Genomic DNA, 12,491 nt, shown 5'->3' with positions numbered 1-12,491 from the left:
TATCTGGGGTCGGGCGGTTCATGCTTTTTCGCATCATTTATTTCCTCTTTCTGGCGGTGCTGCCTTGCTCGCAGGCATGGTCGGCACCGACGCAGCAGCGCTTCAACGACTGGCAGGTCACCTGTAACAACCAAAATTTCTGCGTCACCCGCAACGTGGGGCTGCATTATGGGCTGGTGATGACCCTCAGCCGCAGCGCCGGGGCGGTGACTGACGCCAGCCTGCGTATCGAACTGGGTGGCACCGGCAATCCGGTGGCGACGCTCGCGCCAATAGCGCCGCGCCTGCTGCTGGATGGCAAGCCGTTGTCCCTGACCGACAAGCGCTGGCACATTGAAGATAAGCTCATTAAAACCGGCGACAGCGTGACGATCGATGCGTTTCTCCAGCAGGTTCAGGAGGGGAAAACGCTCTCGCTGGCCAATGGCCTGCAGAGCATCTCCCTGCAGGGGCTGAAAGCGGCCCTGTTTTTTATCGACGATCGGCAAAAGCGGGTAGGCAGCGAAACGGCCTGGGTCGGTAAAGGTGAAGAGCCACCGCTCAGCGTACCGCCGGCCCCGGCGCTGCGCGCGGTGGCGACCGCGGAAACAGCGCAGTCGCCGCTGGGGCGTGAGGAGCTCAACGATCTGATGGACTACGGTAATGAGCGGATGAACAACAGTAACTGCTCCCTCGATCCCTTCCGCCGCGAAATTCGCGTTACTGCGCTGACGGATGACAAAGTGCTGCTGATGACCAGCTGCGAATCCGGCGCGTACAACACCGTCTGGCTGGCCTGGCTGGTCTCCCGCCAGCGGCCCTATGTCGCCCGTCAGGTGCGGCTGACGCTGCCGTTTCAGCCGCCGGGCGAGGCGCCGCGGGAGATCGAGCTTATCAACGCCAGCTATGATGATCGCCGCCATGAGCTGGTGACCCTGGATAAAGGCCGCGAGGCCGGCGATTGCGGGATCCAGACCCGCTGGCGTTTTGACGGCCAGCGGTTCAGTCTCTCCCGCTACGCGCAGCAGCCGACGTGTGATAACTGGCAGGGGCCAGACGCCTGGCCCACGCTGTGGATCACCCGTTAAGCACCTGCTCCGCAGTGGCGACGATATGGTCGACCGTAAAGCCAAAGAACGGGAACAGCTGCTCCGCAGGCGCGGATTCACCATAGCCGGTCATGCCGACGATCTTGCCTTTTAAGCCGACATATTTATACCAGTAGTCTGCTATCCCGGCCTCGACCGCCACCCGGGCGCTGACGTCCGACGGCAGCACCGACTCGCGCCAGGCCTCATCCTGGGCATCAAACACATCGGTGGAAGGGAGCGAGACCACCCGCACATTCACCCCGTTCGCCAACAGTTTTTCTGCGGCCAGCACGGTGATCTCCACTTCCGAGCCGGTGGCGATGAGGATCAGGTCGGGTTTACCGCCGGCATCTTTCAGCACGTAGCCCCCCCGGGCGATAGCCTGCACCTGATCCGGGGTGCGCGGCATCTGCGCCAGGTTTTGTCGCGACAGGATCAGCGCCGTTGGCCCATTCTGGCGCGCAATGGCCGCCTGCCAGGCGACGGCGGTCTCCACCTGATCGCAGGGGCGCCAGGTGCTGAAGTTCGGCGTCAGTCGCAGACTGGCCAGCTGTTCCACCGCCTGGTGGGTCGGGCCGTCTTCCCCAAGACCGATGGAGTCATGGGTATAGACCATGATCTGCCGGGCCTTCATCAGGGCCGCCATGCGCGCGGCGTTGCGGGCGTACTCCACGAACATCAGGAAGGTAGAGGTATACGGAATGAAACCGCCGTGCAGGGCGATACCGTTGGCCACCGCGGTCATGCCAAATTCGCGCACCCCGTAGTGGATATAGTTACCCGCAGGATCGTCTTTAATCGATGTCGAGCCAGACCAGATGGTCAGGTTACTCGGCGCGAGATCCGCCGAACCGCCCAGCAGTTCCGGAAGATGTGGGCCGTAAGCGTTCAGCGCGTTTTGCGAGGCCTTGCGGCTGGCGATTTTCGCCGGCTCGGCCTGCAGCTTCGCCACGTAGTGATGGGCCGTCGCGGCAAAGTCTTCCGGCAGGGCGCCACCCATGCGGCGGGTCAGCTCAGCGGCTAGCTCCGGGAACTGCTGCTGGTAGGCGGCGAATTTCTCGTTCCAGGCGTGCTCGGCTTTCTCGCCACGCGGACGCGCATCCCAGCCCTGGTAGATCTCTTTCGGGATCTCAAAGGGCGGATATTTCCAGCCCAACTGCTGGCGGGCCAGGGCCACCTCTTTTTCGCCCAGCGCCGCGCCGTGAGACTCTTCCGACCCCGCTTTGTTGGGCGAACCGAAGCCGATGATGGTCCGGCAGATGATCAGCGACGGCTTATCTTTCACCGCCTGTGCTTCCGCAATGGCCTGTTTAATGGCCTGCGGATCGTGGCCATCAATGTCGCCAATAACGTGCCAGTGATAGGCGCGGAAGCGTTCCGCCGTATCATCGGTAAACCAGCCGTCGGTTTTGCCGTCGATGGAGATGCCGTTGTGATCGTAAAAACCGATCAGCTTACCGAGTCCGAGCGTGCCGGCCAGCGAGCTGGCCTCATGGGAGATCCCCTCCATCAGGCAGCCATCGCCCATGAAAACCCAGGTGTGATGGTCAATAATCTCATGCCCAGGACGGTTAAACTGCGCCGCCAGGGTGCGTTCGGCGATGGCCATGCCGACGGCGTTCGCCAGCCCCTGGCCCAGCGGGCCAGTGGTCGTTTCCACCCCGGGGGTATAGCCATGTTCGGGGTGGCCCGGCGTTTTAGAGTGCAACTGACGGAACTGCTTGAGTTCTGACAGCGGCAGATCGTAGCCGGTCAGGTGCAGCAGGCTGTAGAGCAGCATCGACGCGTGGCCGTTGGACAGAATAAAGCGGTCGCGGTCCACCCAGCCAGGGTTCTGCGGATTGTGCTTGAGAAAATCGTTCCACAGCACTTCGGCAATGTCTGCCATCCCCATTGGCGCACCGGGGTGGCCGGAATTGGCTTTCTGCACCGCATCCATACTCAGGGCGCGGATGGCGTTGGCAAGCTCTCTTCGGGACATAGTTTTCTCCGTGAGACTAAAGTGACAGTTTGGCGGCAAGCAGATCTTCCAGTTTGCGTTGATCGACGGCGAACAGGCGGATCCCCTCCGCCAGCTTTTCGACCGCCATCGGATCCTGATTATGTTCCCAGCGGAACTCCGCCTCGCTGAGCGGCACCGGGCGTGGCAGGATCTGGCTGGCAGGGATCAGTTTGCGCACCACCGGGGCGTCGCTGGCCTGCAGCTCTTTTAACAAGGGCGGGGCGATGGTCAGCCGGTCGCAGCCGACCAGGGCGAGGATCTGTTCGGTGCGGCGGAAGCTGGCGCCCATCACGATGGTGGTGTATTTATGCTGTTTGAAGTAGTCATAGATATTGCGCACCGATTTCACCCCCGGATCTTCCTCAACCACGTAAGGATCCAGCGGTTTACGCGCCTGATACCAGTCATAAATACGCCCGACGAAAGGGGAGATCAGATAGACCCCGGCTTCGGCGCAGGCCCGGGCCTGGGCGAAAGAAAACAGCAGCGTCAGGTTGCAGTGGATCCCCTCTTTCTCCAGCGTCTCGGCGGCGCGGATCCCCTCCCAGGTGGATGCCAGCTTGATCAGGATCCGCGACTTATCAATGCCCATCTCCTGATACAGCGCCACCAGGTGGCGCGCTTTCTCGATACTCTTCTCCCGGTTGAAGGAGAGCCGGGCGTCCACCTCGGTGGAGACCCGGCCCGGAATACTTTTGAGGATCTCCGCGCCAAAGTTCACCGCCAGCTTATCGCAGGCGTGAGCCACCTGCGCTTCGCGTCCGCCTCCTTGCTTTTTGGCCCAGGCGATGGCGTCGTCAATGAGTCCGCTATAGGACGCCAGCCCGGCGGCCTTCAGCAGCAGAGAGGGGTTGGTGGTGGCGTCTTCTGGATGATAGTGGCGAATGGATTCGATATCGCCGCTGTCGGCGACTACGGTAGTAAATTGCTTGATGCTGTCTAGCTGATTCATGGATAAGTCCTCCTGGAACAAGGTGTTACATGAGTGCTTGCCGGTATGCGGTATAAATATTGATGAGGTACATAACCAAAAAGCATAGCAGACGGGGCTATTATTGGCGGTGAATCCGGGTAACATAACCGCTATAAATTGATAACAACCAGATCATAGCGATGAGCAGAGTTTGGCGGTGTTCAAAGTTTATCGCCCCGCCAGGAGGGATACTGTCTGCCACTGAAAGGTGAACGACAGGATGGTCATCACGCTTTTCCCCTACGAACGATACGTGAAAGAAAGGAATATAAAATGGATGAGCAGTTAAAACAGAGCGCCCTCGACTTCCACGAATTTCCGGTTCCCGGAAAAATCCAGGTCTCGCCGACCAAACCTCTCGCCACCCAGCGCGATCTGGCGCTGGCCTACTCGCCGGGCGTCGCGGCCCCCTGTCTGGAAATCGAAAAAGATCCGCTGGCGGCCTACAAATACACCGCCCGCGGCAACCTGGTGGCGGTCGTCTCCAACGGCACCGCGGTGCTGGGGCTGGGCAATATCGGCGCGCTGGCCGGCAAGCCGGTGATGGAGGGTAAAGGCGTCCTGTTTAAGAAATTCGCCGGCATCGATGTGTTTGATATCGAAGTCGATGAGCTGGATCCAGACAAATTCATTAACGTCGTCGCCGCCCTCGAGCCGACCTTCGGCGGTATCAACCTGGAAGATATTAAAGCGCCGGAGTGTTTCTACATCGAGCAGCAGCTGCGCGAGCGCATGAATATTCCGGTTTTCCATGACGATCAGCACGGCACGGCGATCATCAGCACCGCGGCGATCCTCAACGGCCTGCGCGTCGTCGAGAAGAACCTGTCCGACGTGCGGATGGTGGTCTCCGGCGCGGGCGCGGCGGCTATCGCCTGCATGAACCTGCTGGTGGCGCTGGGCATGCAAAAGCACAACATCGTGGTCTGCGATTCGAAAGGGGTCATCTATAAAGACCGTGAGCCGAACATGGCGGAAACCAAAGCCGCCTACGCGGTGGAAGACGACGGCAAACGCACGCTCGACGATGTGATCGACGGCGCGGACATTTTCCTCGGCTGCTCTGGTCCGAAAGTGCTGACCCCGGAGATGGTGAAGAAGATGGCGCGCGCGCCGCTGATCCTCGCCCTGGCTAACCCGGAGCCGGAAATTCTGCCGCCGCTGGCGAAGCAGGTCCGCGATGACGCCATCATCTGTACCGGCCGCTCCGACTATCCTAACCAGGTCAACAACGTGCTCTGCTTCCCGTTCATCTTCCGCGGCGCGCTGGACGTCGGCGCGACGGCGATCAACGAAGAGATGAAGCTGGCGGCGGTGCATGCCATTGCCGAGCTGGCCCATGCCGAGCAGAGTGAAGTGGTGGCCTCCGCCTACGGCGATCAGGATTTAAGCTTTGGCCCGGACTACATCATTCCGAAACCGTTCGACCCGCGGCTGATCGTCAAAATCGCCCCCGCAGTGGCGAAGGCGGCGATGGACTCCGGCGTGGCAACGCGCCCGATCGCCGATTTTGACGCCTATATCGAGAAGCTGAGCGAGTTCGTCTATAAAACCAACCTGTTTATGAAGCCTATCTTCTCTCAGGCGCGCAAAGAGCCGAAGCGCGTGGTGCTGGCGGAAGGGGAGGAGACCCGGGTACTGCACGCCACTCAGGAGCTGGTGTCGCTGGGGCTGGCCAAACCGATTCTGGTGGGGCGCCCGAGCGTGATTGAAATGCGCATCCAGAAGCTGGGTCTGCAGATCAAGGCCGGCGTTGACTTTGAGATCGTCAATAATGAATCCGACCCGCGGTTTAAAGAGTACTGGAGCGAGTACTACCAGCTGATGAAGCGCCGCGGCATTACCCAGGAGCAGGCGCAGCGGGCGGTGATTAGCAACACCACGGTGATTGGCGCCATCATGGTTCATCGCGGTGAAGCGGATGCGATGATCTGCGGAACTATCGGCGAGTACCACGACCACTACCGCGTGGTGCAGCCGCTGTTTGGCTATCGCGATGGCGTCAGCACCGCCGGGGCGATGAATGCGCTGCTGCTGCCGAGCGGCAACACCTTTATCGCTGACACCTATGTGAATCACGATCCCTCGCCGGAAGAGCTGGCGGAGATCACCCTGATGGCGGCGGAAAGCGTGCGTCGCTTCGGCATTGAGCCGCGGGTGGCATTGCTGTCGCACTCCAACTTTGGTTCAGCCGACTGCCCGTCAGCCAGCAAGATGCGCAAAACCCTTGAACTGGTGAAGGCGAGCGCCCCGGAGCTGATGATCGATGGCGAAATGCATGGCGACGCCGCGCTGGTGGAAAGCATCCGCAACGATCGCATGCCGGACAGCCCGCTGAAGGGGTCGGCTAATATTCTGGTGATGCCGAATATGGAAGCCGCCCGTATCAGCTACAACCTGCTGCGCGTCTCCAGTTCGGAAGGGGTGACCGTCGGGCCAGTGCTGATGGGGGTGGCGAAGCCGGTGCATATTCTGACGCCGATCGCCTCCGTACGCCGCATTGTGAATATGGTGGCGCTGGCCGTTGTCGAAGCGCAAACCGAACCGCTGTAATCTCTTTTTTTCATGTTAATGCGCGGAGAGTTTTCCGCGCACAATATCAGGCAGGCCGGCGAGTAAAAACGCTGAGCCTGCCTTTTTAATCCGCCGCTGGAGGCGACGTTCGGCATCGATGCGGCGATGAAGTCGGCCGACGTTCGGCTGGTGACCTACGTCCCGCCGCCGTCGGAAACCAACTATTCGGCCGCCTTTTTGACGGGAAGCCCGGTGGCCTGTAAAGCCGCCTGCAACGCCTTTACCGATGCCGTTCTCGATATTGCCCGTCATCCTGTTCAGCGTGCATAACGCCTTCCATGCGATTCTGGGGATTGGCCCCAACGCCTGGCTCAAACGGATCCGTCTGAACGCCGTACGCCGGGAGCTGATAAGTCCCTGGTCAGAGCGGGAGACGGTCAAGGAGGCGGCCATGTAGTGGGGATTCTGGCATCTGGGGCAGTTCGCCACCGACTATCAGCAGCTGTTTGCTGAGAAACCGTCGATGACGCTACACCATCGCCTGCGCCAGTGGGTGTGAGCGAAGCGACGCCGCTGCCGGGTGGCCAGCCGCCATCCGGCCGTTACAGCCAGTCGCGCACCTGAATAAACTCGCTCAGCGCCGCCTCGGGACTGCCGGGCTCGGGCTGATAATCATATTCCCAGCGCACCAGCGGCGGCATCGACATCAGAATCGACTCCGTACGCCCGCCGGTCTGCAGGCCGAACAGGGTGCCGCGGTCCCAGACCAGATTGAACTCGACGTAGCGGCCGCGGCGATAGAGCTGAAAGTGGCGCTCGCGCTCGCCGAACGGCGTGGCTTTCCGGCGTTCGACGATGGGTAAATAGGCGTCAGCATAGCCGTTACCAACCGCCCGCATAAAGGCGAAGCAATGGTCAAAATCTGGGGTATTCAGGTCGTCAAAGAACAGACCGCCGATACCACGCTGCTCCTGGCGGTGCTTCAGATAGAAGTAATCATCGCACCATTTTTTATAGCGCGGATAGACGGCTTCGCCGAACGGCAGACACAGATCGCGGGCGGTACGATGCCAGTGGACGGCATCCTCTTCAAAGCCGTAGTAGGGGGTTAAATCAAAACCGCCGCCGAACCACCATACCGGGTCGGCGCCTGGCTTTTCGGCAATAAAGAACCGCACGTTGGCATGGCTGGTGGGCACATAGGGGTTCAGCGGATGAACCACCAGCGAGACGCCCATGGCTTCAAAGCTGCGTCCCGCCAGCTCCGGGCGATGAGCAGTTGCCGAGGCGGGCATCGCATCGCCATGGACGTGAGAGAAGTTAACCCCGGCCTGTTCGAACACCTTGCCGTCGCGCAACACCCGGCTGCGCCCACCGCCACCGCCTTCCCGCTGCCAGGCGTCTTCAATAAACGGTGCGCCATCGACAGCGCTCAGTTGCTGGCAAAGGCTGTCCTGGAGCTGGAGCAGAAAAGTTTTAACCTGCGCGGCATCGGGTTTCATTAACGTCTCTTCGAATGGGCTTTCTGGTTATCGAACCAGTGGAAATAACTGATAATGCCGTTGGCAATCGCGGTGGCGATTTTCTGCCGGAAAGCGGTGGTGCCGAGCAGTTTCTCCTCGTTCGGGTTAGTGATAAACGAGGTTTCCACCAGCACGGACGGAATGGAAGGCGACTTCAGCACCACGAACGCCGCCTGCTCGGTATTGCGGCTGTGCAGCTTATGCACCGGTTTGATCTTTTTCAGGATATGCGAGCCCAGCGTCAGGCTGTTTTTAATGGTGTCGGTCTGCACCAGATCGAACAGCACCTGCTGTAGCAGATGATCTTTATCGGTCGCTTTCTTACCGGCAACTTCATCGGCACGGTTTTCGCGATCGGAGAGGTATTTTGCCATGGCGCTACTGGCGCCGCGGTTTGACAGCGCAAACACCGAGGCGCCGGCGGCGCTTGGGTTGGTGAAGCCGTCGGCATGGATCGACATAAACAGATCGGCGCCGTGCTGATGGGCAATCTCCACGCGGTCGTACAGCGGGATAAAGGTATCGCCGGTACGGGTCAGGCGGGCGTCGATGCCGTTGCTGCGCAAAATGCTGCGCACGTTCTTAGCGATCGCCAGCACCACATGCTTCTCTTTCGAACCGTTATGGCCGATAGCCCCGGTGTCGATACCGCCGTGGCCCGGGTCGAGCATCACAACGCGGCGGGCGCCGGCCTTTTTAGCGGCGGGTTTGCTGTGTCCATTTGATGTTTTCAGTGGCTGCTCTTTTGCGCTGACCTGTGCGGCGACGCCACTCAGCGTCATCGCAGCCAGCCCGGCTTTCAGCACCTGACGGCGCGAAGCAAGTATTTTTAAGGGTTTAAAAGTGCTCATTCGGCCTGAATTGTAAACAAGTGATGTCCAATGTTATATCGTATCGCGTTTGCCGTTACGACCATTCAAAATAAGAATTGTTTTACTTTTCATTTCAATACATGACAAAGTCATATTATGCCATTTTTTGTCGCTGATTTCGCCTGATATTGGCTATCAGTTATATTCGCGCCATAATCACTGTTTTTAACCGTCAATGGTGGGGAATACCATGGAGATTCGCGTTTTTCGCCAGCAGGATTTCGAAGAGGTTGTGACGCTGTGGGAGCGCTGCGATCTGCTGCGCCCGTGGAACGATCCGGAGATGGATATTGAGCGCAAGCTGAATCATGACGTCAGCCTGTTTCTGGTGGCGGAAGTGAATGGCGAAGTGGTCGGCACGGTGATGGGCGGATATGACGGTCATCGCGGATCGGCCTATTATCTCGGCGTCCATCCGGAATATCGTGGCCGGGGTATCGCGAACGCGCTGCTCAACCGGCTCGAGAAAAAGCTGATTGCCCGCGGCTGCCCGAAAATCAACATTATGGTCCGTGAAGACAACGACGTGGTGCAGGGAATGTATGAGCGGCTGGGCTATGAATACGCCGATGTCCTGACCCTGGGCAAGCGCCTGATCGAAGATGAAGAATACTGAGTTTATCCCCGCCGATTTTGATGCCCATGGCCGTCTGCGTCTGCCTTTGCTCTTCTGGTGCGTGCTGTTGTTGCAGGCGCGCACGTGGGTGCTGTTTTTGATGGCCGGCGCATCGCGCCAGCAGGGCGACGCGATTCTTAATCTGTTCTATCCCGATCACGACCGCTTCTGGCTCGGTTTACTCCCCGGCGTGCCGGCGGTGCTGGCCTTTCTGCTTAGCGGCTATCGTCAGCGCCTGCCGCGCGTGTGGCGGGCGATGCGCTGGCTGCTGGTGCTATCGCAAGTGCTGCTGTTGCTGTGGCAGCCGATGCTATGGCTCAGCGGCGAATCTCCCTCCTCGCTGACCATCGGGCTGCTGGTGGCGGATGGCTATGCCCTGTGGTGGCTGTTAACCAGCCGTCGTCTGGGCGCCTGTTTTCGCCAGACCACCTTTTAAGGGCACTTTTTGCCGATCGTGAACTCCAACATGCGTTGAATGACTCAGAAAGGATTGTGATATGAAATCGCTACGTTTAATGCTCTGTGCGCTTCCGCTGGCGCTGACCGGCTGCTCCACGATGAGCGCAGTCAACTGGTCGGCGGCCTATCCGTGGAACTGGTTTGGCTCTTCCACCGAGGTGACCGAGCAGGGAGTGGGTAAACTGACGGCTTCCACGCCGCTCAACGAACAGGCTATTAGCGATGCGCTGGGGAGCGACTACCGTTTACGCAGCGGGATGAAGACCGATAAGGGCAATATCGTCCACTACTTTGAAGCGCTGAAAGACAACAGCGTGGCGCTGACCATCAATGGCGACAACGGTACCATCAACCGGATTGACGTGCGTGATGCCGAAATCAAAACCGCCAGCGGCGTGAAAATTGGCACACCGTTTAGCGACCTGTACAGCAAAGCCTTTGGTAACTGCCAGAAAGGCAGCAATGATAACGGCGCGGTCGTCGAGTGTCAGGCCGAGGGGAGCCAGCATATCAGCTACGCCTTTACCGGCCACTGGAGCGGCCCGGACGAGCTGATGCCCTCCGACGATACCCTGAAAAACTGGAAGGTTAGCAAAATTATCTGGCGTCGCTAAATTGATCTGAAGAGACACGACGGCCCTGAAAAACGGTTACAATGGCGCGTTAGCAACGCGACAGCGTTGCGGTTGCATCATTTCAGGAGGAGCGATGTCTCAGGTTCAGAGCGGCATTATGCCGGAACATTGCCGCGCGGCGATTTGGATTGAAGCCAATGTCAAAGGGGACGTTAACGCCCTGCGCGAAGCGAGCAAAAATTTTGTTGATAACGTAGCCACCTTCCAGGCTAAATTCCCCGACGCCAAACTCGGGGCGGTGGTGGCGTTCGGCAATAACGTCTGGCGTCAGCTGAGCGGCGGCGAAGGGGCGGAAGAGTTAAAAGATTTTCCGGTCTACGGCAAAGGGCTGGCGCCGTCCACCCAGTATGACCTGCTGATTCATATTTTATCCGCCCGCCATGAAGTTAACTTCTCGGTAGCGCAGGCCGCGATGGCCGCCTTTGGCGATGCTATCGACGTGAAAGAAGAGATCCACGGTTTCCGTTGGGTGGAAGAACGTGACCTCAGCGGCTTTGTCGACGGCACCGAAAACCCGGCGGGGGAAGAAACCCGCCGCGAAGTGGCGGTGATCAAAGACGGCGTGGATGCGGGCGGCAGCTACGTGTTTGTCCAGCGCTGGGAGCATAATCTCAAACAGCTGAACCGCATGAGCGTACCGGATCAGGAGATGATGATCGGCCGTACCAAAGAAGCCAACGAAGAGATCGATGGCGACGAGCGTCCGGTCACCTCGCACCTGAGCCGCGTTGACTTAAAAGAAGATGGCAAAGGACTGAAAATTGTCCGTCAGAGCCTGCCGTACGGCACGGCCAGCGGCACTAACGGTCTCTACTTCTGCGCCTACTGCGCGCGCCTGTATAACATTGAGCAGCAGCTGCTGAGCATGTTTGGCGATACCGACGGTAAACGCGACGCGATGCTGCGCTTCACCAAACCGGTGACAGGCGGTTATTATTTCGCGCCGTCGCTGGAGCGTATCCAGGCGCTGTAATTTTTTCCCCTCACCCTAACCCTCTCCCCAAGGGGGAGAGGGAACCGTTCGGTACGGTTAGCAAGCCCCAGTACGGACCGCCTTTCACCCTCTCCCTGAGGGAGAGGAGACGGTACGGTGCGGTTATGGAATCTGCGTGCGGACTCTCTTTCTCCCTCTCCTGAGGGAGAAAGGACGGTACGGTGCGGCTATGGAATCTGCGTGCGGACTCTCTTTCTCCCTCTCAATGAGGGAGAGGGGACGGTACGGTGCGGTTATGGATTCTGCGTGCGGACTCTTTTTCTCCGTCTCCCTCAGGGAGAGGGGCGGGGTGAGGGCATCGGCGACTCAAGCGCTTCAAGTATTCTCTCCATCACCGCATCTTCATACTCTTCAAACTCATTATTCCAGAAGCGTAAAACCCGCCATCCTTGGCTCTGTAGCCAGCGGGTGCGGCGAACATCGTAGGCACGCCTCTCATCGTGTTGGCCGCCGTCCAGTTCAATCGCCAGCCGTGTTGCGCAGCAGGCAAAATCGAGAATATAGGGGCCAACGGGATGCTGGCGGCGAAACTTATAGCAAGCAAAATGGCGGTTGCGCAGTAAGTACCCTGGTCGACGTTCTGTTGGCGTTAAGCTACGTCTGAGCTGACGAGCAAATATCTGTGTGTTTTTCATATAAACACAGTGCACGCCTGGCTGCCGTTTGTCACAATGACACGTCTAATCTGCGAGCCGCTTTCAGCAAAGCTTTGCCAGTTGCTTATTCTCTTTTCGACTTCCAAATCGCCAAACGGTATATAAAACCGTTACTCCTTTCGTACCCGTTATAAATATGATGATCATCAGAAAATGTTCAACGTTGATAAGGGTGCG

11 protein-coding genes and 2 pseudogenes are annotated in these 12,491 nt (G+C 58.9%); 8 read left to right on the top strand and 5 right to left on the bottom strand.

From position 1 onward, the window contains the following. Window positions 1-20: 20 nt before the first annotated feature. Window positions 21-1,067 (top strand): DUF1176 domain-containing protein, encoded by a 1,047-nt coding sequence (locus CWM54_RS18370; protein WP_061153704.1) that lies wholly within the window; start codon window positions 21-23, stop codon window positions 1,065-1,067. Here CWM54_RS18370 and tkt read toward each other — a convergent pair. After that, window positions 1,057-3,051 carry a transketolase gene (gene tkt, locus CWM54_RS18365; protein WP_100698057.1) on the bottom strand — a complete coding sequence of 665 codons (1,995 nt, stop codon included), beginning with the start codon at window positions 3,049-3,051 and terminating at the stop codon, window positions 1,057-1,059. The genes CWM54_RS18370 and tkt overlap by 11 nt on opposite strands. A gap of 16 nt (window positions 3,052-3,067) precedes the next feature. Then, window positions 3,068-4,024 (bottom strand): transaldolase, encoded by a 957-nt coding sequence (gene tal / locus CWM54_RS18360; RefSeq protein ID WP_061153706.1) that lies wholly within the window; start codon window positions 4,022-4,024, stop codon window positions 3,068-3,070. Window positions 4,025-4,318: 294 nt separating this feature from the next. Between tal and maeB the strand changes: the two genes are divergently transcribed. From maeB to CWM54_RS18345, 3 genes and pseudogenes are all read left to right on the top strand, one after another. Beyond that, on the top strand, window positions 4,319-6,598 hold the full coding sequence (gene maeB / locus CWM54_RS18355; RefSeq protein ID WP_008803844.1) for an NADP-dependent oxaloacetate-decarboxylating malate dehydrogenase: 2,280 nt from the start codon (window positions 4,319-4,321) through the stop codon (window positions 6,596-6,598). 75 nt (window positions 6,599-6,673) lie between these two features. After that, window positions 6,674-6,889 (top strand): annotated as a pseudogene (locus tag CWM54_RS18350) (BMC domain-containing protein); the annotation flags it as partial. Then, window positions 6,879-7,118: pseudogene (locus tag CWM54_RS18345) on the top strand (helix-turn-helix domain-containing protein); the annotation flags it as partial. The pseudogenes CWM54_RS18350 and CWM54_RS18345, both read left to right, overlap by 11 nt. A 43-nt stretch (window positions 7,119-7,161) precedes the next feature. On the opposite strand, the gene hemF reads toward CWM54_RS18345, so the two are convergent. Together hemF and amiA are read right to left on the bottom strand one after the other, a co-directional pair. Continuing rightward, window positions 7,162-8,061 carry an oxygen-dependent coproporphyrinogen oxidase gene (hemF, locus tag CWM54_RS18340; protein ID WP_100698053.1) on the bottom strand — a complete coding sequence of 300 codons (900 nt, stop codon included), beginning with the start codon at window positions 8,059-8,061 and terminating at the stop codon, window positions 7,162-7,164. Next, window positions 8,061-8,933, bottom strand: a complete 873-nt coding sequence (gene amiA, locus CWM54_RS18335; protein ID WP_008803861.1) for an N-acetylmuramoyl-L-alanine amidase AmiA — start codon at window positions 8,931-8,933, stop codon at window positions 8,061-8,063. Before amiA ends, hemF begins: the two co-directional genes overlap by 1 nt. A gap of 211 nt (window positions 8,934-9,144) precedes the next feature. On the opposite strand from amiA, the gene CWM54_RS18330 reads away from it, so the two are divergent. The 4 genes from CWM54_RS18330 (at window position 9,145) to CWM54_RS18315 (ending at window position 11,637) form a co-directional block, all read left to right on the top strand. Further along, on the top strand, window positions 9,145-9,570 hold the full coding sequence (locus tag CWM54_RS18330; protein WP_002913637.1) for a GNAT family acetyltransferase: 426 nt from the start codon (window positions 9,145-9,147) through the stop codon (window positions 9,568-9,570). Next, window positions 9,557-10,006, top strand: coding sequence for a DUF2919 domain-containing protein (locus tag CWM54_RS18325; protein ID WP_061153720.1), 450 nt, complete (start codon window positions 9,557-9,559; stop codon window positions 10,004-10,006). The genes CWM54_RS18330 and CWM54_RS18325 overlap by 14 nt, the downstream gene beginning before the upstream one ends. Before the next feature lie 61 nt (window positions 10,007-10,067). Further along, window positions 10,068-10,643: an RpoE-regulated lipoprotein gene (locus CWM54_RS18320; RefSeq protein ID WP_100698051.1), complete on the top strand. Its 576-nt coding sequence runs from the start codon at window positions 10,068-10,070 to the stop codon at window positions 10,641-10,643. Window positions 10,644-10,737: 94 nt separating this feature from the next. Next, window positions 10,738-11,637, top strand: a complete 900-nt coding sequence (locus CWM54_RS18315) for a Dyp-type peroxidase (RefSeq protein ID WP_100698049.1) — start codon at window positions 10,738-10,740, stop codon at window positions 11,635-11,637. A gap of 293 nt (window positions 11,638-11,930) precedes the next feature. Here CWM54_RS18315 and CWM54_RS18310 read toward each other — a convergent pair whose 3' ends face one another. After that, complete coding sequence (locus CWM54_RS18310) at window positions 11,931-12,293, bottom strand: endonuclease domain-containing protein (RefSeq protein ID WP_100698047.1); 363 nt, start codon at window positions 12,291-12,293, stop codon at window positions 11,931-11,933. Between the last annotated feature and the right edge of the window lie 198 nt (window positions 12,294-12,491).

It is taken from the genome of Klebsiella sp. D-Nf1 (assembly GCF_002810515.1).
Lineage (GTDB): Bacteria > Pseudomonadota > Gammaproteobacteria > Enterobacterales > Enterobacteriaceae > Klebsiella > Klebsiella variicola.
This window is presented reverse-complemented; position numbering and strand designations above follow the sequence as displayed.